The organism is Pseudoxanthomonas sp. SGT-18 (assembly GCF_003931645.1).
In the GTDB taxonomy this organism is placed as follows: domain Bacteria; phylum Pseudomonadota; class Gammaproteobacteria; order Xanthomonadales; family Xanthomonadaceae; genus Pseudoxanthomonas.
The window spans coordinates 1-20,360 of the sequence record NZ_RRYJ01000002.1; the positions used below are offsets into that span (position 1 = coordinate 1).

The 20,360-nt window shown below is 72.7% G+C and carries 15 protein-coding genes and 1 pseudogene; 7 read left to right on the plus strand and 9 right to left on the minus strand.

Annotated features, from left to right (window positions below; translation table 11 throughout):
- From EIM47_RS02995 to EIM47_RS03005, 3 genes are all read right to left on the minus strand, one after another.
- A partial coding sequence (locus EIM47_RS02995) for a hypothetical protein (RefSeq protein WP_125076108.1) occupies positions 1–540 on the minus strand: 540 nt, incomplete at its 3' end.
- 4 nt (positions 541–544) lie between these two features.
- Entirely contained in the window at positions 545–1,468 is a 924-nt protein-coding gene (tesB, locus tag EIM47_RS03000; protein ID WP_028914872.1) for an acyl-CoA thioesterase II, read from the minus strand.
- Positions 1,469–1,531: 63 nt separating this feature from the next.
- Entirely contained in the window at positions 1,532–2,116 is a 585-nt protein-coding gene (locus tag EIM47_RS03005) for an N-acetylmuramoyl-L-alanine amidase (protein ID WP_125076109.1), read from the minus strand.
- 24 nt (positions 2,117–2,140) lie between these two features.
- Here EIM47_RS03005 and EIM47_RS03010 point away from each other — a divergent pair, with 24 nt between their 5' ends.
- The 4 genes and pseudogenes from EIM47_RS03010 (at position 2,141) to rlmKL (ending at position 7,335) form a co-directional block, all read left to right on the plus strand.
- Positions 2,141–2,659 carry an MOSC domain-containing protein gene (locus EIM47_RS03010; protein WP_125076110.1) on the plus strand — a complete coding sequence of 173 codons (519 nt, stop codon included), beginning with the start codon at positions 2,141–2,143 and terminating at the stop codon, positions 2,657–2,659.
- Positions 2,656–3,186 carry a hypothetical protein gene (locus tag EIM47_RS03015; protein WP_125076111.1) on the plus strand — a complete coding sequence of 177 codons (531 nt, stop codon included), beginning with the start codon at positions 2,656–2,658 and terminating at the stop codon, positions 3,184–3,186. Before EIM47_RS03010 ends, EIM47_RS03015 begins: the two co-directional genes overlap by 4 nt.
- 194 nt (positions 3,187–3,380) lie before the next feature.
- Positions 3,381–4,991, plus strand: a pseudogene (locus EIM47_RS03020) (ATP-binding cassette domain-containing protein).
- A 118-nt stretch (positions 4,992–5,109) separates the two neighbouring features.
- Positions 5,110–7,335 carry a bifunctional 23S rRNA (guanine(2069)-N(7))-methyltransferase RlmK/23S rRNA (guanine(2445)-N(2))-methyltransferase RlmL gene (gene rlmKL / locus EIM47_RS03025; RefSeq protein WP_125076112.1) on the plus strand — a complete coding sequence of 742 codons (2,226 nt, stop codon included), beginning with the start codon at positions 5,110–5,112 and terminating at the stop codon, positions 7,333–7,335.
- Between the two features lie 57 nt (positions 7,336–7,392).
- On the opposite strand, the gene EIM47_RS16080 is transcribed toward rlmKL, so the two are convergent.
- From EIM47_RS16080 to EIM47_RS03055, 6 genes are all read right to left on the minus strand, one after another.
- Complete coding sequence (locus tag EIM47_RS16080) at positions 7,393–8,238, minus strand: chemotaxis protein CheX (RefSeq protein ID WP_125076113.1); 846 nt, start codon at positions 8,236–8,238, stop codon at positions 7,393–7,395.
- Positions 8,239–8,267: 29 nt separating this feature from the next.
- A complete protein-coding gene (locus EIM47_RS03035) occupies positions 8,268–8,639 on the minus strand; it encodes a response regulator (protein ID WP_019397859.1) in 372 nt (123 codons plus the stop codon).
- Between the two features lie 191 nt (positions 8,640–8,830).
- Positions 8,831–10,075 (minus strand): DUF445 family protein, encoded by a 1,245-nt coding sequence (locus EIM47_RS03040; protein WP_125076324.1) that lies wholly within the window; start codon positions 10,073–10,075, stop codon positions 8,831–8,833.
- A 184-nt stretch (positions 10,076–10,259) separates the two neighbouring features.
- Positions 10,260–11,750, minus strand: coding sequence for a CoA-acylating methylmalonate-semialdehyde dehydrogenase (locus EIM47_RS03045; protein ID WP_125076114.1), 1,491 nt, complete (start codon positions 11,748–11,750; stop codon positions 10,260–10,262).
- Between the two features lie 31 nt (positions 11,751–11,781).
- The gene (gene ald / locus EIM47_RS03050; RefSeq protein ID WP_125076115.1) at positions 11,782–12,900 is read right to left on the minus strand and encodes an alanine dehydrogenase; all 1,119 of its coding nucleotides are present in this window, start codon (positions 12,898–12,900) and stop codon (positions 11,782–11,784) included.
- 33 nt (positions 12,901–12,933) lie between these two features.
- Positions 12,934–14,229, minus strand: coding sequence for an aspartate aminotransferase family protein (locus tag EIM47_RS03055; RefSeq protein ID WP_125076325.1), 1,296 nt, complete (start codon positions 14,227–14,229; stop codon positions 12,934–12,936).
- A gap of 234 nt (positions 14,230–14,463) precedes the next feature.
- On the opposite strand from EIM47_RS03055, the gene EIM47_RS03060 reads away from it, so the two are divergent.
- The 3 genes from EIM47_RS03060 (at position 14,464) to EIM47_RS03070 (ending at position 19,910) form a co-directional block, all read left to right on the plus strand.
- Positions 14,464–15,012: a cupin domain-containing protein gene (locus tag EIM47_RS03060; RefSeq protein ID WP_019397864.1), complete on the plus strand. Its 549-nt coding sequence runs from the start codon at positions 14,464–14,466 to the stop codon at positions 15,010–15,012.
- Positions 15,013–15,362: 350 nt separating this feature from the next.
- Positions 15,363–16,865 carry an aldehyde dehydrogenase gene (locus EIM47_RS03065; protein WP_125076116.1) on the plus strand — a complete coding sequence of 501 codons (1,503 nt, stop codon included), beginning with the start codon at positions 15,363–15,365 and terminating at the stop codon, positions 16,863–16,865.
- Between the two features lie 456 nt (positions 16,866–17,321).
- Positions 17,322–19,910 (plus strand): GGDEF and EAL domain-containing protein, encoded by a 2,589-nt coding sequence (locus EIM47_RS03070; RefSeq protein ID WP_125076117.1) that lies wholly within the window; start codon positions 17,322–17,324, stop codon positions 19,908–19,910.
- The last annotated feature ends 450 nt before the right edge of the window (positions 19,911–20,360 follow it).

The following is a 20,360-nucleotide window of genomic DNA, read 5'->3' on the forward strand; positions in this document are numbered from 1 at the left end:
GCGCGGCGCCTGCGGCGACGGCTCCGCGGAGCCGTCGGTGGCCGGCGGGGCGGGGGAGATGCGGATGCGGATCTCCTCTTCCCCGCCGTCCTGCGTCTGCGCGGCTGCTTCCACCGGCGCGGGCGCGGCCGGCACGGGCGCCGGCGCCGGGCGGCGCAGCCAGATGAACACCGCCGCCGCGGCGATCACCGCCAGCAGGCCGATGCGCAGGCGCCAGGCCCAGCGGTTGCCCGCCGGCTTGTCGCCGGCCAGTTCCAGCGGCGCGAACGCGCTCGGTGGCAGGTCCGCGTAGGTGCGGGTGGTGGCCAGCAGGCCGTGCTGGCGCAGCAGTTCGCGCGCGCGCGGCTGGTCCTCGGGGATGCGCACCCACACCGCCGGCTGCTTGTTCGGCGCCACCGGTTCGGCGTAGCTGAACTGGCCGCTGCGGCGGCTGTGGTAGGAGCGCGGCTGGCTGATGTGCACCGGGATGCCGGCTTCCTCCAGCAGCCTGGCCACGCCTTCGACGGTTTCCAGCCGCTGGCTGGTGAAGATCTGGCGCATGGGTCTACTCCGGCGCCGGCACGGCGCGTGCGGCCTTGCCGTCGGACACCACCCGGATCAGGCCTTCCTGGGCGGTGCTGGCCACCAGGCGGCCCTGGCGGTCGAAGATCTGCCCGCGTGCCAGGCCACGCGAGGACTGCGAACTGGGGCTGTCCAGCGAATACAGCAGCCATTCGTCGGCGCGGAACGGGCGGTGGAACCACAGCGCGTGGTCCAGCGAGGCCATCTGCACGTTGGGCGTGTAGTAGCTGATCCCGTGCGGGAAGGTGGCCGTGCCCAGCAGGTGGAAATCGGAGGCGTAGGCCAGCAGCGCCTGGTGCAGCTCGGCCGGGATGTCGCCGACGTTCTCGCGCAGGCGGAACCAGACCTGCTGGTAGGGCGGGCGCTTGGGCGGGTTGAGCTCGTCGCGCGGGTACACGTGGCGGAACTCGAACGGCCCGCCGCGCGACAGCCAGCGCTGGACCTTGGTCGGCAGGGTGGCCATCACGTCGGCCGGCACCGGCTCGGCCGGGGCGATGTCCTCCGGCTGCGGAACCTCCGGCATCTTCAGCTGGTGCTCGGCGCCGCTCTCGCCGTCCTGGAACGACGCGGCGCAGAAGAAGATCACCTTGCCGTGCTGGATCGCGGTGACCCGGCGCACGGAGAAGCTGCCGCCGTCGCGGGTGCGGTCCACGTCGTACACGATCGGGTGGTCGATGTCGCCGGCGCGCAGGAAGTAGGCGTGCAGCGAGTGCACCTGGCGGCCGTTGTCGATCGTGGCCTGGGCAGCGGCCAGGGCCTGGCCCAGGACCTGCCCGCCGAACACGTAGCGGGTGCCGATGTCGCGGCTCTGCCCGCGGAAGAGGTTGTCCTCCAGCCGTTCCAGGGCAAGCAGGTCGATCAGTTCGGATACCACGGGACCAAGGACGGCGGACACGGGGCGGGCCAGCTCGGGAAGGAACGGGCGATTATACCGGCCAGGCGCGCACGCCCCGGTGGGCGCGGCCCGCGCTCAGGCCGGCGGCAGCGGATCGGGCAGGCGCTGCAGCGGCACCGCGGCCAGTACCCGCTCCCAGGGAAAGCGCGGGCCCGGGTCGCGCTTGCGCGGCACCTGCAGCGAGGGATCGTCGCTGGCCGGCACCCGCTCGCGGTCCAGGTCCTCGTGCCCGGCGATGTAGCGCAGCGCCGGCAGGGTTTGCGCCAGCCGCCGCAGCAGCGCGACCAGCGCCTCCAGCTGCGGTTCGGTGTAGGGCTCGTCCATGGCCTGGTGGCGCGAGTCCAGCCAGTGCGGCCAGCGGCCGCGGTTGACCAGCTCGATCCCGACCGCGCGCTCGTTCCAGCCGCGCACGTGGTGGGCGACGCGTTCCTCGGGCACGTAGCGCAGCACGGTGCCGTCGCGGTCGACGTAGTAGTGCCCGCTGTTGCCGGTGCCGCTGGCATGCAGAACGCGCTCGCCGTACTCGCGCGCGGTGGCCAGGTCCGGCAGTTCGGTGCAGTGGATCACCACCAGGTCGACCTGCCCCGGCGCCCGGCGCGCCAGCCGTTCCACGTAGGGCAGCGGCTGGTCGATGACGGTCGGTGCGGGCAGGGGCGGCATGGGGCGGGATGCTAGCATCCGCGCATGCCTGCACTTTCCCGACCTCCCGCGGACAGCCCGCTGGGACAACTGATGTCGACCCTGCCGCGCGCCGGCCGGGTCGAGTGGATCGGCCTGCGCCCGGCGCGCGGCGTGCCCATGCGCGAGGTGGACAGCGCCGAGGCCGTGGTCGGTGCCGGCCTGGCCGGCGACCGCTACAAGGGCGGCAGCGGCAAGCGCGACGTGACCCTGCTCCAGGCCGAGCACCTGCCGGTGATCGCGGCCCTTGCCGGGCATGACGCGGTCGCCCCGGCGACCCTGCGCCGCAACCTGATGGTTTCCGGGATCCCGCTGGTGGCGCTCAAGGGCCGCCGCTTCCGCATCGGCGAGGTGGTGCTGGAAGGCACCGTGCCCTGCGATCCGTGCTCGCGCATGGAGGACGCGCTGGGCCCGGGCGGATTCAATGCCATGCGCGGCCATGGCGGCCTGTGCGCGCGGATCGTCTCCGGCGGCACCCTGCGCGTGGGCGACGCGGTCGTGCCGCTGGCGGAGGAGGGTGCATGAGCCGCGGCCACTGCATCCTCTCGCACGGCTTCGAAAGCGGTCCGGACGCGACCAAGGTCACCGCCCTGGCCGCCGCGGCCGAGACCCTGGGCTTCACCACCGAGCGCCCTGACTACACCGACCTGGACGCACGCAGCGACATCAGCCGCGTCGGCGACGTGCCCGCACGCCTGCAACGCCTGGTGGACCTGGCGACCCGCGCGGTCGAGCGCGGCGGGCCGGTGGTGCTGGGCGGTTCCAGCCTGGGCGCCTACATCTCCGCGCTCGCCTCGCTGCAGGTGCCGACCCGCGCGCTGTTCCTGATGGTGCCGCCGCTGGAGATGGGGCCGATGCCGCGGCTCGATGCCGCGCCGGTGCCGCTGTCGGTGGTCCACGCCTGGCACGACGAGATCATCCCGGCGATGGGTGTCGTCGAGTGGGCGCGCGCGCGTTCGGCGCGGCTGCTGCTGCTGGACGACAGCCACCGCCTTTCGGCGCACGTGGAAACCACCGCGCGCGCCTTCGCCGAACTGCTGGAAACCCTCTAGGCCCGCTGGTCCCGCACGGATCGCGGGTCGTGTCCGGTTCAGCCCGGCGCGCCCGCGCCGCGCTAGCATGCGCGGCCTGCAGACCCTGCTGGAGGATGCGTCCGATGCGCCACTGATGCCGCCGTCACCGACGGCCCGAGTCTCCGCCGCCCGCGTGGCCGGCCGGAGGTCCATGGCATCAATCCGGAGCGCATATGTCGCATCCATTCCTGGCGCTGGAAGGCGTCAGCCATCAGCTGGCCGACGGCCGGATCCTGTTCGAAGACCTGCATGAGCGGTTCGATGCGCGCCCCACCGCGCTGGTCGGACGCAACGGCGTGGGCAAGAGCGTGCTGGCCGGAATCCTCGCCGGCACCATCGCGCCGACCCGCGGACGTTGCCTGCGCAGCGGGCGCGTGCACTTCCTGCCGCAGCAGGCCAGCCCGGCGCCGGGCGCCACCGTTGCCGGCCTGGCCGGCGTGCATGAACCGCTGGCGGCATTGCGCCGGATCGAGGTCGGCAGCAGTGATCCGGAGGATTTCGCGCTGGTCGGCGAGCGCTGGGACCTGCGAGCCAGGCTCGAGGCGGCGCTGCATGCCCAGGGGCTGCAAGGCCTCGACCCGGACACCCCCGCCACGCGGCTGAGCGGGGGCGAGGCGATGCGCGTGGCCCTGGCCGGCGCATGGCTGTCCGACGCCGATTTCCTGGTCCTCGACGAGCCCGGCAACCACCTCGACCGTGGCGCGCGCCTGCGCCTGCTGCAACAGCTGCGGCAATGGCCGCGCGGCCTGCTGGTGGTCAGCCACGACCGCGCCCTGCTGCGGGAGATGGCGCGGGTGGTCGAACTGGTCCCCACTGGCCTGCGCAGCCATGGCGGTGGCTTCGCCGAGTACCTGGAGCAGCGGAAGCTCGCGGACGATGCCGCCCGGCGCGAGCTGGAGCACGCGCGGGCCGCACGCGCGCGCCAGCGGCGCGAGGCCGCGCTGCAGCTGGAGCGCGAGCAGCGGCGGCAGGCGCGCGGCGAACGCCGGCGCAGCGAGGCCAACCAGGCGGCGATCCTGCTCGACCGCCAGCAGCAGCGCAGCGAGCGCTCGGCCGCGCGCCGCGCGCTGGTGCGCGGGCAGCTGGCGGCGCAGGCCGACCAGCGCGTGCGCGAGGCCGCGGCCAGGATCACGGACGCGGCGCCAGTGGCGATGTCCGCCCCGCTGCCGGCGGCCGCGGCGCAGCGGCGGGTCGCGGTGCTGGACGCGGTGCTGCCGCCATACCCGCCCGGCATGGCGCCGCTGTCCCTGGTGATCCTGGGCACGTAGCGGATCGGCGTCGTCGGCGACAACGGCAGCGGCAAGTCGACCCTGTTGCGGATCCTGGCCGGCAAGGTGGCGCCGGCGCAGGGCCAGTGCCGCGTGCACGGCAGCGTCGCCCTGCTGGACCAGGACCTGGCCGCATTGCCGGCCCGTGCCACCGCGCTGCAGGCACTGCGCCAGGCGGCGCCGGGCGTGGGCGAGGGCGTCCTGCGCACGCGCCTGGCGCTGCTCGGCCTGGATGCCGCGCGCATCGCCACGCCGGCGGCGGCACTCAGCGGCGGCGAGCGCCTCAAGGCGGCGCTGGCCTGCGTGCTTTACGCCGCCCACCCGCCGCAGCTGCTCCTGCTCGACGAGCCGGACAACCACCTCGACCTGGCATCGAAGGAGGCGCTGGAGCAGGTGCTGCGCGAGTATCCGGGCGCGCTGGCGGTGGTCTCCCACGACGAGGATTTCCTCGGCCGCCTGGGCCTGGACACGCGGCTGGAAGCCGGTGCCGGCGCCTGGGAGGCCAGGCCATGGTGAGCCGCGCGGGGCCGTCGGGCTGGCGCCGCCGCGCCCGATGCCCGACCATTCGCATCCCATGCCGATGCCCGTCGCCGCCCCCGCGGCCGGGCGGCCCTGACCGCGAGTCCGCTTCCCGATGAAGTTCTTCGTTTCCTGCGCCAAGGGCCTGGAATACCTGCTTGCCGACGAACTGGTCGCGCTGGGCGCCAGCCGCGCCACCGCCGCGGTCGCCGGTGCCAATGCCGAGGGCAGCCTGGCCGATGCGCAGCGCGCCGTGCTGTGGTCGCGCCTGGCCAGCCGCGTGCTGTGGCCGCTGGCCACGTTCGACTGCCCGGACGAGCAGGCGCTGTACGCCGGCGCGGCCGCGCTGCCGTGGACCGAGCACCTGGCCGAGGGCCAGACCCTGGCGGTCGATGCCCACGTGTCGGGCGAAGCCATCACCCATGCGCGCTTTGCCGCGCAGCGGGTCAAGGACGCGGTGGTCGACGTGTTCCGCGCCCGGGGGCTGGAGCGCCCGTCGGTGGACGTGGACGCGCCGGACCTGCGCCTGAACCTGTCGCTGCGCAAGGGCAAGGCCACCCTGTCGGTGGACCTGGGCGGCGGCGCCCTGCACCGGCGTGGCTGGCGCAGCGCGCAGCACGAGGCGCCGCTGAAGGAGAACCTGGCCGCGGCGGTGTTGCTGCGCGGCGGCTGGCCGCGGCTGTACGCCGAGGGCGGTGCACTGCTGGATCCGATGTGCGGCAGCGGCACGCTGCTCATCGAGGGCGCGTTGATGGCCGCCGACGTCGCCCCTGGCCTGGGCCGCGTGCAGGCCGTGCCGGAGGTGGATGAGGCGGGGGTGGCCGATGATCGCTGGGCCGCCGCGCGCGGAAAGGCCGCCATGCCGGATGGTGCCGGCGACGCAGTGCCGCCACCCTCGCGCTGGCGCGGCTTCGACCTTGCGCAATGGAACGCGCTGGTGGCCGAGGCGCGCGAGCGCGCGCAAGCCGGCCTGGCGGCGCTGCGCCCGGTGTTCCATGGCAGCGACCTGGACCCGCGCGCGATCGAGGCCGCGCGCGCCAATGCCGCCCGCGCCGGCGTGGCGGCGGCGATCGACTTGCAGGTGGGCGACATCGATGCGCTGCCGCCGCAGGCCGCCGAACGCGGCCTGGTCGCATGCAATCCGCCCTACGACCGCCGCCTGGCCGCCGACGGCGCGCTGTACCGGCGCCTGGGCCAGGCCCTGCAGCGGGCGGTGCCGCAATGGCGCGCCAGCCTGCTGTGCGGCGATGCCGAGCTGGCGCATGCCACCGGCCTGCGCGCGGCGAAGAAGTACCAGCTGTTCAACGGCGCGCTGGAATGCGCGCTGGTCGTGTGCGACCCGGTGCAGGTGGCGCCGCGCGATGCCGCGCCGCGCGAGCTGTCCGAGGGCGCACGGATGGTCGCCAACCGCATCCAGCGCAACCTGCGCAAGCTCAAGGGCTGGCGCAACGGCGAGGGCGTGACCTGCTTCCGCGCCTACGACGCCGACATCCCCGAGTACGCCGCCGCGATCGACGTCTACGCCGAGGACGGCGGCGACGAACGCACCTTCCTGCACGTGCAGGAATACGCACCGCCGAAGGAGATCCCCGAGGCCGACGTGCGCCGCCGCCGCGGCGAGCTGCTGGCCGCCGCGCGCGCCAGCTTCGATGTGCCCCCGGAGCGGGTGGCGCTGAAGACCCGCGAGCGCGGCAAGGGCGGTTCCAAGTATGGCCGTTTCCAGCAGCACGGCGAGCGCTTCGTGGTGCGCGAGAACGGCGCGCGGCTGTGGGTGAACCTGTTCGAATACCTGGACACCGGCCTGTTCCTCGACCACCGCCCGCTGCGCCGGCGCATGGCCAAGGAGGCCAAGGGCAGGCGCTTCCTCAACCTGTTCTGCTACACCGGCGTGGCCAGCGTGCAGGCCGCGGTGGCCGGCGCGGCGCAGACGACCAGCGTGGACCTGTCGGCCACCTACCTGCAGTGGTGCGCGGACAACCTGGCGCTCAATGGCCTCGGCGGCACCGCGCACCGCCTGGTGCAGGGCGACGCGCTGTCCTGGCTGGAGGCCGACCGCGGCTGGTACGACGTGATCTTCTGCGACCCGCCGACCTTCTCCAATTCCGCGCGCGCCGAGGACTTCGACGTGCAGCGCGAGCACGTGCGCCTGCTGCGAGCGGCGACGGCGCGGCTGGCGCAGGGCGGGGTGCTGTACTTCTCCAACAACTTCCGCCGCTTCCGCCTGGACGCGGAGGCGGTGGCGCAGTTCGCCGAATGCGAGGAGATCAGCGCCTCGACCATCCCGGCGGACTTCGAGCGCAACCGGCGCATCCACCGCGCCTGGCGCCTGACCCACGCCTGATGCGGAAGCGGCCCGGGATCGCTCCCGGGCCGCCATTGGCGCCAGCGTGCGCGCGGCTCAGTCGCCGACCAGCAGCAGCAACTGCCCCAGCGGGCTGTTGAGCTGCAGCGCAAGCGCGCCCTCGTCCACCAGCGAGGCGGCGGTGCGGCTGAAGTCCGGCGGCGTGGCGCGGTAGTCGGCGTCGTCGGGCAGGGTGTTGCGCACCACGTAGCCCATCAGCACGTTGACGATCTCGCCCAGCGCGTCCACCGCCAGCTCGCTGTCGCACTGTTCGCTGGGCATGCGCAGGAAGGCGCAGGCCAGTGCCTGCAGGGTGGCGCGGTCGCAGGACAGGCCCACGCGCAGGCTGCGCTCGCCGCTGATGCGCACGTGCGCGGTGTACGGCCAGGTCGCGGTGGGCAGGGCGTCGTCGACCAGGCCGGCCGGCTGGCACTGGGTGCCGAGCATGCGCGGGAACAGGCGCACGCACAGTTCGGTCGCCTCCTGGGCCAGCGCGCCCAGGCGGTGGCCGGCCAGGGCGCCGGCCAGCTCCTCGTTGCCGGCCTGCTGCTCGGCGCGGTGTTCGGCCAGCGCCTGCTCCAGGGTCTCGGCGTCGAGCACGCCCTGTTCGACCAGGACCTGGCCGAACAGCTTGCACCCGGCCTTCTGCGCCGACAGCAGCGCCTCGACCTCCTGCGCGTCGAGCAGGCCCAGCTCGATGGCGATGTCGCCGAAGCGCCGGTCCTCGGCGCGCTGGCGCTCGTTGATGCGGCGCGCCTGCGCCTCGGTCAGCAGGCCCTGGCGCACGGCCAGTTCGCCCAGCAGGGGATTGGAGGCGCGCTGCGCCTCGGTGGCCGCCAGCAGCTGCTGCGGCGTGATCAGGCCGCGTTCCAGCAGGAACTGGCCCAGGAACTTGACTGCCATGTGGTGCTCCGGTGGTGTGGGCCGGCCGCTCAGGCCAGGACTTCACGGAGCACGCGCTCCATGACTTCCGGGTCGATCGGCTTCTGCAGGTAGGAGCGGGCGCCGTTGCGCAGGCACTGCTCGATGTCGGCCTGGGCTCCCAGCGAGCTGAGGATCACCACCCTGGCCTGCGGGTCCTCGGCGAGGATGGCGGCCAGCGCCTGGCGGCCGTCGCATTCGGGCATCACCAGGTCCAGCAGCACCAGGTCCGGCTTCAGGGTGCGGTACTGCGCCAGCGCTTCGTTGCCATTGCCGGCCTCGCCCACGACCTGGAACCCGGCCTCCTCCAGCTGGCTGGCGGCCAGCATGCGCAGGGCGCGCGAGTCGTCGCAAAGCAGCACGGTCGGTCGTGCGGTCGTCATCAGATTTTTCCCCCCGTTGATGGGCCGCATGGGGCCCCGATCGGCCTATCGGCCGGCGTGCCGGATACTTGAGGGGTCGGTTCGTGGCCGCGGTGGGAGGGCTGCCGTGACCTGCGCGGCGTTGCCGCCGGAACTCGCCGAGGATGCGGACGGGGAGGGGGCGGCCGGGCGGCCGGGCATCGCTCCGGCGCTCAGCCCTCCAGCAGGACGATGGCCGCGTGCAGCAGCAGGCCGATCAGCCCGCCGACCAGGGTGCCGTTGTAGCGGATGTACTGCAGGTCGCGGCCCACGCCCAGTTCCAGCTCGCGCACCAGGTGGCGCTCGTCCCAGCCCTTGACCGTCTGGGCGATGTAGTCGGTGACGCCGCCGCGCAGGCGCAGCGCCAGCTTCTCGGCCCCGCCCATCACATGCTGGTTGATCGCCTCGCGCAGTTCCGGATCGCGGCCCAGCGCCGCGCCCAGCCCGGCCAGCGAACTGTCCAGGTGCGAGGCCAGCACCCCGTCCTCCTGCTCCAGGTCCTGGCGCAGCGCGGCGTGGACCTGGTCCCACAGCCCGCTGACGTATTCCTGCACGCTGGGATGGGCGATCAGCTGCTGCTTGATCTGCTCCACCCGCTGCGCCAGCGCCGGGTCCCCGCGCAGGCGTTGCACGTAGCCCTGCAGCCACTGTTCGTAGTCGCGGCGCAGCGGATGCTCCGGCTGCACCAGGATCTCGTTGAGCTCGTCCAGCAGGGCGCGGGCGATGCGCTCGGCCATGCGGTCGGCGATGCCTTCCACCGGCTTGACCCAGTCCACCGTGCCCACCAGCCGCGGCCACTCGCGGCGGGCGTGCCTGACCAGCATGGCGGAGGCGCGCTGCTTGATGTCCTCGCTGTCCAGGTAGCGGCCAAGCCGGCGCAGGGCCTCGTCCAGCACCTCCTGGTGGCGGCCGTCGGCGGTCAGCAGGCCGAGCACGTCGCCGGCGGTGGCCGAGGCGTCCCAGGCGTGCAGGCGCGCGATCACGAACTCGCGGATGCGCTCGCGCACCGCGCGCTCGTCCAGCAGGTCCAGCGCCTGCAGCGCCCAGCCGCGGGCCATGCCGGCCAGCTTGCGCGACTGCTCCGGGCGCGACAGCCACTGGCCCAGGCGCTCGGCCGGATCGAACACCTCCAGCCGCGCCAGCAGGGTCTGCGGCTCGAGGAAGTGGTCGCGCACGAACGCGGCCAGGCTGTCGGCGATGCGCGCCTTGCTGCGCGGGACGATGGCGGTATGCGGGATCGGCAGGCCCAGCGGGCGGCGGAACAGGGCCACCACCGCGAACCAGTCGGCCAGCGCGCCGACCGTGGCCGCCTCGCAGAACGCCGAAACCCAGGCCCACGCGCCCTGGTTGCCCATCACGTGGCTGGTGGCGAAGCCGGCGACCATCGCCAGCAGCATCGCCAGGGCGATGGCCTTCATGCGGCGCAGCTGCGCGGGGCGTGGATCCTGTGTGCTCATGCGGTTCCCGTGGGCATGCCTCCCGCCGCGCCCGGCGCGGTGGCACATGGCAAGGCAGTGTAGCGGCACCGGGGTGTAGCCCGGACAAGGCCGGAGGCTGCATCCGTGGCGCACGCAAGCCGCCCGCCGTGAGGCGGAAGACGTGCTAGCGCATCGTCGGCATCACGAACTCGGCGCCGGATGCACCTTCGGGCCAGCGCGCGGTGATGGTGCGCAGGCGGGTGAAGAAGCGCACGCCATCGGGGCCGTGCATGTGCAGCGGGCCGAACAGCGAGCGCTTCCAGCCGCCGAAGCAGTGGAACGCCATCGGTACCGGGATCGGCACGTTGATCCCGACCATGCCCGCCTGCACCCGCCGCGCATACTCGCGCGCGGCGCCGCCGCTGCGGGTGAACACCGCGGTGCCGTTGCCATACTCGTGGCTGTCGACCAGTGCCAGCGCGGCCTCGAAGTCGGGCACGCGCACCACGCACAGCACCGGGCCGAAGATTTCCTCGCGCCACAGGCGCATGCCTGGCTGCACATGGTCGAACAGGCTGCCGCCCAGGAAGAACCCGGGACCGGAAGCGCAGGGATGGCGGCGACCATCGACCACCAGGGTGGCGCCGTCGGCCACGCCGGCGTCGATCGCAGCGCGCACCCGCGCGCGGTGCGCGGCGTCGACCAGCGGGCCCATGTCCGGATCCTCGATGCCCGGGCCGATGCGCAGGTTGCGCACGCGTTCGGCCAGCGCCGCGACCAGGGCATCGGCGACCTGGTCGCCCACGCACACCGCCACCGAGATCGCCATGCAGCGCTCGCCGGCCGAGCCGTAGGCCGCGCCCAGCAGGGCGTCGGCCGCCAGCGCCACGTCCGCGTCCGGCAGCACCACGGCGTGGTTCTTGGCCCCGCCCAGGGCCTGCACGCGCTTGCCGCGCTCGCTGCCGCGCGCGTACAGCGCCGCGGCCACCGGGGTGGAGCCGACGAAGGACAGGGCCTGCACCCGCGGCTCGTCCAGCAGCGCCTCGACCGCGCCGCGGTCGCCGTTGACCACGTTGAACACGCCCTCCGGCAGCCCCGCCTCGGCGAACAGGCCGGCCAGGTGCAGGGCCGCCGAGGGCACCTTCTCCGAAGGCTTGAGCACGAAGCTGTTGCCGCAGGCCAGCGCCACCGGCGCCATCCACAGCGGGACCATGGCCGGGAAGTTGAACGGGGTGATGCCGGCGACCACGCCCAGCGGCATGCGCTCGCTCCAGCTGTCCACGTCGCGGCCCACCGCGGCCGAGTACTCGCCCTGGAGCAGGTGCGGGATGCCGGAGGAAAACTCCACCACCTCCATGCCGCGGGTGACCTCGCCGCGTGCATCGGACAGGGTCTTGCCGTGCTCGGCGGTGATCAGCCGCGCCAGCACGTCGGCATCGCGCTCGAGCAGCGCCCGCAGCCGGAACATCACCCGCGCCCGTTGCAGCGGCGGCGTGGCCGCCCACGCCGGGAACGCGGCCTGGGCCGCATCCACCGCCGCGCGCACCTCGGCGCCGGAGGCCAGCGGCACCTGCGCGGCCACCTGGCCGGTGGCCGGGTCGAACACGTCGCCGTGGCGGCCGCCGGTGCCGGGCCGGGCCTGGCCGCCGATGTAGTGGTGCAGCTGTCGGGTCATGGCAGCTCCTTCGGATGTGGCCGGCGCGGCCTCAGGGGGCCAGTGCCTCGGTGGCCTGGGTATGGGGAAGCGAAAGCGCGTCGGCCACCGCGCGGTGGGTGATGCGCCCGGCATGCACGTTCAGCCCGTTGCGCAGGTGCACGTCGTCGGCCAGCGCCTGCACCAGGCCCTTGTCGGCCAGCTCCAGCACCCGCGGCAGGGTGGCGTTGGTGAGCGCGAAGGTCGAGGTGCGCGCCACCGCGCCGGGCATGTTGGCCACGCAGTAGTGGATGATCCCGTCGACCTCGTAGGTCGGTGCGTCGTGGGTGGTCGGGCGGCTGGTCCCGAAACAGCCGCCCTGGTCGATGGCCACGTCCACCAGCACCGAGCCCGGGCGCATCAGCGCCAGCTGTGCGCGGGTGACCAGCCGCGGCGCGGCGGCGCCGGGCACCAGCACCGCGCCGACCACCAGGTCGCTGCGCGGCAGGCGGTCGTCGATCGAATCGCGGGTGGAATAAAGCGTGGCGATGCGGTCGCCGTACAGTTCGTCGATCTGGCGCAGCCGCTCCAGCGAACGGTCCACGACGGTCACCCGCGCGCCCAGGCCCATGGCCATGCGCGCGGCGTTGAGCCCGACCGTGCCGCCGCCGAGCACCAACACCTCGGCCGGGGCCACGCCGGGCACGCCGCCCAGCAGCACGCCGGAGCCGCCCTGCGCCTTTTCCAGCGCATGCGCGCCGGCCTGGATGGCCATGCGCCCGGCGACCTCGCTCATCGGCGCCAGCAGCGGAAGCCCGCCGCCGGCGTCGGTCACGGTCTCGTAGGCGATGGCGGTCGCGCCGGAGGCCAGCAATGCCTCGGCCTGGGCACGGTCGGGGGCCAGGTGCAGGTAGGCGAACAGCACCTGGCCGGGGCGCAGCATCGCGCACTCGTCCGGCTGCGGCTCCTTGACCTTCACCACCAGCTCGGCGCGGGCGTAGACCTCGGCGGCGCCGTCCACCAGCTGCGCGCCGGCGGCCTCGTAGGCCTCGTCGGCCAGGCCTGCGCCCAGCCCGGCGCCACGCTGCACCAGCACCTGGTGGCCGCGGGCGGACAGTTCGCGCGCGCCGGCCGGGGTGAGGCCGACGCGGTATTCATGGACCTTGGTTTCGGTGGGGACGCCGACGAGCATGGGCGGTTCTCCGTTGCGGAAGCCTTGCCGGCGTCACAGCGTCGCCAGCACCTCGCCCAGCATCGAGAACATGTCGTCGATGTGCCGTCGTTCCACGATCAGCGGTGGCGACAAGGCGATGGTGTCGCCGGTGGTGCGCACCAGCAGGCCCTTGCGGAAGGCCTGTTCCAGCACCTGGTAGCCGCGCGCGCCGGGTGCACCGTCCTGCGGCGCCAGCTCGATCGCGCCGATCAGGCCGTAGTTGCGGATGTCGATGATGTGCGGGCTGCTGCCGCGCAGCGCATGCAGGCCGTCGGCCCAGTAGTCCTCCAGTTCCAGCGCGCGGGTGAGCAGGCCTTCCTTGGCATAGGTATCGAGCGTGGCCAGGGCCGCGGCGCAGGCCAGCGGATGGCCGCTGTAGGTGTAGCCATGGAACAGGTCGATCGCCCCTTCCGGGCCCTGCATGAAGGCCTCATGCACGCGATCGGACACGAACACCGCGCCCATCGGCACGCAGCCGGAGGTCAGGCCCTTGGCCACGGTCATCATGTCCGGGGTGACCCCGAAGCGCTGCGCCGCGAACGGCGCGCCGACGCGGCCGAAGCCGGTGATCACCTCGTCGAAGACCAGCAGGATGCCGTACTTGTCGCAGATCTCGCGCAGGCGCTGCAGGTAGCCCGGCGGCGGCAGGATCACCCCGGCCGAGCCGGAGATCGGCTCCACGATCACCGCGGCGATGGTGGACGGGTCGTGCAGCTGCACCAGCCGCTCCAGGTCCTCGGCCAGCTCCACGCCGTGCGGCGGCAGGCCACGCGAGAACGCATTGCGGGCGATGTCCAGGGTGTGGCGCATATGGTCCACCCCTGGCAGGCCGGGGCCGAACCACTTGCGGTTGTTGGGCAGGCCGCCGACCGAGATGCCGCCGAAGCCGACGCCGTGGTAGGCCTTCTCGCGGCCGATCAGCTTCGCGCGCTGGCCCTCGCCGCGGGCGCGGTGCCAGGCGATGGCGATCTTCAGCGCGGTATCCACCGACTCGGAGCCGGAGTTGGTGAAGAACACATGGTCCAGCGGCCGCGGCGCCAGTTCCTTCAGCCGCCCGGCCAGCTCGAACGGCAGCGGCGAGCCCATCTGGAAGTGCGGGGCGAAGTCCATGGTCGCGGCCTGGCGCGCGATCGCCTGGACGATGCGCGGGCGCGCATGGCCGGCGTTGCAGCACCACAGCCCGGCGGTGCCGTCCAGGATCGGGCGGCCCTCGACGTCGCGGTAGTACATGCCCTCGGCCGCGGCCAGCAGGCGCGGGCTGCGCCTGAACTGGCGGTTGGCGGTGAACGGCATCCAGAAGGCGTCCATCGACGCCGGGGCGGTCAGTCCCGGTGCGGTCGCTCCGGGAGCGGGGAAGGCGTCGTCACGACTCATGCGCAGGCTCCGTTCGGGAGGGCGGGGCCGGCACCCGCCTGGGCGGGGGCCGTTCGATAAATTCAACGCTGGGGCGAGTCTAAGCCAAAAAAATTGACCGTGGCGGGGTGCCATGTAAAGTATCCGGCAACACGCCGGCGCGTCCGGCAGCGGAGCAGACCTACGCGGATGGACATCGGCGCACGCCTGCAGCGGGTACGCACGGCCCGCGGCCTCAGCCAGCGCGAGCTGGCCCGTCGCGTGGGCGTCACCAACAGCACGATCTCGCTGATCGAGCAGAACAAGGTCAGTCCCTCGGTCAGCTCGCTGAAGAAGGTGCTGGACGGCATCCCGATCTCTCTGGCCGACTTCTTCACCCAGGACCTGGATCCCGGCGAGCCGGAGCAGCCGTTCTACGCGGCGGCCGAACTGCCGGACGTGGGCAACAACGACATCCACTATTTCCTGGTGGGCCAGCGCCGGCCGCAGCGGCAGATGTGCATCCTGCGCGAGGTGATGCCGCCGGGCAGCGACACCGGCGAGGCCATGCTGGTGCACGAGGGCGAGGAGGGCGGCGTCATCGTCTCCGGCCAGGTCGAGGTGACCGTCGGCAGCCAGGTGCGCGTGCTCGGGCCCGGCGACGCGTACTACTTCGAGAGCCGGATCCCGCACCGTTTCCGCAACGTGGGCGAGGGCGAGGCGGTGATCGTCAGCGCCAACACGCCGGCGACGTTCTGAGGCGCAGCATGGACCGCGAGCAGGCCGAACGCACCGCCGGCACCCCGCTGGAGCCGGCGCGCGCCTGCCGCGCGCGTGGAGCGGCGCGCAGCCCCGCCACCGCAAGCCGCGGTCCGTGCTGCTGGCGGCGTCCGCCATCCCGGGCCGCGCTGCGCCGGCCCGCGCCAGCGGCGTGCCTTCCACCGGGGCACTGGCGGCGCCCGCGATCCGCAAGCGCCTGCCGGCCTGGGTCGGCCTGCCTGCGTGGCTGGTCGGGCTGTGGTGGTTCCGGCCGCCGCCCAGGCCGGCACATATCGAAGCACTCTGACCGGCCCGCCGGTCATTCCCTTTAGAGAATCCGGAGGCGATCCATGTCCACCCCACGTACCCGCGCCGACTGGCAGGCCATGGCCGACGGGCTGCAACTGCGCACCCGCGCCTTCATCGACGGCCAGTACGTCGATGCGGCCGACGGCCGTACCTTCGCCTGCACCAGTCCGATCGACGGCCGCGTGCTGGGCCAGGTGGCGCGCTGCGGCCAGGCCGACGTCGAGCGCGCGGTGCGCGCGGCGCGGCGCAGCTTCGAGGCCGAGCACTGGTCGCGGGCCAAGCCGGTCAAGCGCAAGAAGGTACTGCAGAGGCTGACCGCGCTGATCGAGCAGCACGCCGACGAGCTGGCCCTGCTGGAAACCCTGGACATGGGCAAGCCGATCGACGACGCGCGCAACGTCGACCTGGCCGCCACCATCCGCTGCTTCGGCTGGACCGCCGAGGCGCTGGACAAGGTCTACGGCGAGGTCGCGCCCACCGGCGAGGACGAACTGGGCCTGGTCACCCGCGAACCGCTGGGCGTGGTCGCCGCGATCGTGCCGTGGAACTTCCCGCTGCTGATGGCGGCCTGGAAGCTGGCCCCGGCGCTGGCCATGGGCAACTCGGTGGTGCTCAAGCCCTCGGAGAAGTCGCCGTTGAGCGCGCTGCGCCTGGCCGAGCTGGTGGCCGAGGCCGGCATCCCCGAAGGCGTGTTCAACGTCCTGCCCGGCTACGGCCAGGAAGCGGGCGAGGCCCTGGCCCTGCACATGGACGTGGACGGGCTGGTGTTCACCGGTTCCACCGCGGTGGGCAAGCGCCTGCTGCAGTGCGCCGGCCTGTCCAACATGAAGCGCGCGTACATGGAGTGCGGCGGCAAGAGCCCGAACATCGTGTTTGCCGATGCCCCCGACCTGGACAAGGCGGCCGAGGCCGCGGCGGTGGGCATCTTCTACAACCAGGGCGAGGTCTGCACCGCGGCCTCGCGCCTGCTGGTGGAGCGCAGCATCAAGGACGAGTTCGTCGCCCGCGTGGTCGAGGCCGGCCGCAAGATGCAGCCGCGCCACCCGCTGGAGCCGGGCGCGCCGATGGGCGCCCTGGTCGACGAGACCCAGACCAGGCGCGTGCTGGACTACATCGCCAGGGGCCAGGCCGAGGGCGCGAAGCTGGCCCTGGGCGGCAAGCGCATCGCCCCAGTGGAAGGTGGCTGCTATGTCGAGCCGACCGTGTTCGACGAGGTGCGCCCGGAGCACACCATCTCCCGCGAGGAGATCTTCGGCCCGGTGCTGGCGGTGATCCCGTTCGACGACGAGGCCCAGGCACTGGAGATCGCCAACGACACCGAATACGGCCTGGCTGCCGGCGTGTGGACCGCCAACCTCGCCCGCGCCCACCGCGTCGCCCGCGGCCTGCGCGCCGGCAGCGTCTGGGTCAACTACTGGGACGGCGGTGACATGACCGCGCCCTTCGGCGGCTACAAGCAGTCCGGCAATGGCCGCGACAAGTCGCTGCACGCCTTCGACAAGTACACCGAGATCAAGGCCACCTGGATCAACCTGGCGGATTGAGCCGCGGTGCCACCGCCCGCGGAGGCACCGCGCGGCACGCCTGCGTGCCATTGCTGCGTGCCGGTCGCGTTCGCCGTGGCCATCGTGCTGCTGGTGGCGACGGTCCTGCCGATGCACCGGGTACGCAAGGCGCAGCGTGCGCAACGGATGGAGGCAGGCCCAGGGCGCGCGGGCCCATGCCATCCGGGCGATTGCGTGCTCGCCGCGCAGGTGGTCTTCGGCTACGTCTGCCCGCGCCATGCCGTGGTGGCCGTCGCCGCGGTCCAGCGTTTCCGCCGCCGGCCCCGCGGGGGACGGCGCCACCGGCGGTTCACGCCGCCTCCTGTGCCGCAGGCGTATGTAGGGGACGGGGCGACTTAGGGCTTATATCCAGGTTCCCTTCCACGATGCATGCTGGACCGCCCCAGGCCCGTCGCCACCGATTCCTCCGCTTGCCGCCTGTTTGGAGTCCCCTGCATGCAGTCACCCGCCGCCAGCCAATCCAAAGCTGCCGCACAGCTGGAAGACCGGTGGGAAGCGCTTGACAAGGCCATGGCGCTGGCGGAGTTCTCGCTCGACGGCCGGCTCATCTCCGCCAATCCCAGGTTCCTGGACCTGCTGCGGCTGGCGCCGGAGCACGTGGGCACGTTGCACCATGCCCAGCTGTGCCCGGCGGGCCAGGCGCAAAGCCAGGCCTACGAGGCGATGTGGCAGTCCCTGTGTGCCGGCCACGAGTTCTCGGGCGTGGTCGAGCGGCTGTGCAGCGACGGCAGTTCCTGCTGGCTGGAAGCGCTCTACGCCCCGATGCGCGACAGGCAGGGCGTGGTCAACCACATCATGATGGTCGCCACCGATGTCACCCAGAGCAAGCGCACGGAGCTGGCAAGGCGGGACCACCTGTGGCGCCTGTCGCTGGTGGCCGACACCACCGATGCGGCGATCGTGATCACCGATGCGAATTCGCGGGTGGTCTACAGCAACGACGGCTTCCACCGCATGTTCGGCTGGACCCTGCGCGAGCTGCAGGACCAGAAGATGCTGGAACTGCTGGCGCGGCAATCGCCGGTCGAGTTGTTCGAGCGCATCCGCGGCGACCTGCGCCAGGGGCATCCGGCGGAAATGGAAGAGGTGGTGACCGGCAAGGGCGGGCGGCGCTACTGGGGCAAGATCATCTGCAACCCCGTCACGGATGCCCAGGGCCAGTGGGCCTACACCGTTTCGGTGCTGCTGGACATCACCAAGACCAAGATCCACGAGGTGCTGCACCACCGCGCCCTGCAGGCCATGTCCAGCGACCTGCCGCTGATGCAGGTGCTGGAGGTGGTGTGCGAGGAGGTCGAGCGCCTGGCCCCGGAGGTGTGCGCGTCGATCCTGCAGGTGGACGAGCAGGGCCTGTTGCATCCGCTGGCCAGTCCCAGCCTGCCGTTCAGCTATTCCTCGCAGCTGGACGGCGTGCCGATCGGGCCGCAGGTGGGTTCCTGCGGTGCCGCCGCGTGGCGCAAGAGCCCGGTGCTGGTCACCGACATCGCCACCGATCCGCTATGGGCGGATTTCCGCCACCTGGTCCTGCCGCTGGGCTTCAATGTCTGCTGGTCCACGCCCATCCTGCGCAAGGATGGCAGGGTGCGGGGGACGTTCGCCTTCTATTACCGCCAGAACAGTCCGGTGGTGGCGTCCAGTTTCCACCAGCAGCTGGTGGAAGCCTGTACGGACCTTTGCGCCCTGGCCATGGAACGGGAGACGGCGCGCCAGCGGATCCGGCAGCTGGCGTTCCATGACGCGCTCACCGGCCTGCCCAACCGCAGCCTGCTGGAAACCCAGGTGGCGCTGCTGCTGGACGCGGCCCAGGAGAGCGACCAGCGCGTGGCCGTCCTGCACGTGGACCTGGACCGCTTCAAGAGCATCAACGACTCCCTCGGGCATGCCAGCGGCGATGCACTGCTGCGGGAAGTGGCCGTGCGCGCCAGGGAACTGGTGCACCAGGGCGGCGTGGCGGGGCGCCTGCCGGGCGATGAGTTCGTCCTGGCCCTGTCCCTGCGTGCCGGGGAGGAGGTCAATGCCCTGGTCGAGCGCTGGCAGGCGCACCTGGTGCGCATGCTGCAGCTGCCCGATGCCCGGGTGGACCTGTGCGTCAGCGTGGGCGTGGCCATGTATCCGCAGGACGGTACGGCCGTGGCCAGCCTCCTGCACCGGGCCGAGATGGCCCTGCACCAGGCCAAGGGCGGCGGGACGGGGCGCGTCGGCTTCTTCAGCCCGGAGCTGAGCCTTGCTGCCGAAGAGCGTCTTGCGCTGGAGAGGGCCCTGCGCGAGGCCCTGCAGGCAGGGGGCTTGCAGCTGCATTACCAGCCGCAGGTGGACCTGGCCACCGGGCGCCTGCATGGCTTGGAGGCGCTCGCGCGCTGGGAGCATCCGCAGCTGGGTTCCGTTTCGCCTGCCCGCTTCATCCCCCTGGCCGAAGAATGCGGCCTGGTGGGCGCCCTGGGGCGCTGGGCGCTGGACCAGGCCTGCCGGCAACTGGCGCTGTGGCGCCGCGACGGGCTGGACGTTCCGGTGGTCGCGGTCAATCTCTCGGCCTCCAACTTCCGCGACCTGGAACTGCCCGCCCTCGTGGCCCGGACCCTGCAGCGCCATGGCCTGCAGCCCAGGGACCTGATCGTGGAACTCACCGAAAGCACCCTGCTCGACAGCGACGGCTCCACCTTGCAGACCATCGGTCGCCTGCACGCCCAGGGGGTGCGCCTGTCCATGGACGACTTCGGCACCGGCTACTCCAGCCTGAGCTACCTGCGCCGCCTGCCGATCACCGAGCTCAAGCTGGACCGCAGTTTCGTGGCCGACCTGGAGCACGAACCCACCGCGCGCGCGCTGAGCGCCGCGATCCTGGGCATCGGCACCAGCCTGGGGCTGACCGTGGTCGCCGAGGGCGTGGAAACCGCCGCGCAGAAGGACATCCTGCAGGCCCAGGGCTACCGGCTGGCGCAGGGCTACCGCTTCGCCAGGCCGATGGCGCCGCAGGACCTGCCGGGCTGGATCGCGGGGCAGGGCATCGCTGCTCCGGGCGCCTGATACCGCCTGCGCTGGCCAGCCAGGCCTGGTGGAGCAGCGCCCGGCCGAACGCGCGCGGCGCAGCGGCAGGATGGAGGGGCGGCCAGTGCGGCCAATCCCGGCGCAGGCAATCGTGCGAACCGTTGGCGGATGTCGATCGCCAGGGGAATGGGTTCCTGCATGGCTCCACCTGCCGCGGCAATCTCCGGGAGGCCACCTGCATGCAACGGGAGCACGCTGGCGTTCGATATCCCCAAAGCTGGAGCCTGCCCGGGCATTGCCGTCCCGTGGCGTTCGCGGGCACCGTTTCGAGGAGCTTGCGGGCCGGGTGTCCGGGCGAGGGGTTTTCGCGCAAGCGGGCCATGAACGGGTGAGCGTCATGCCCCGGGCGTTCCTGCCGTGGCGGGCAGGCCTGCCTGCACGTGAACCCGCCCCTGTCCGCGGGTTGTCCGGCGTGGCAGCAGCCGGTTA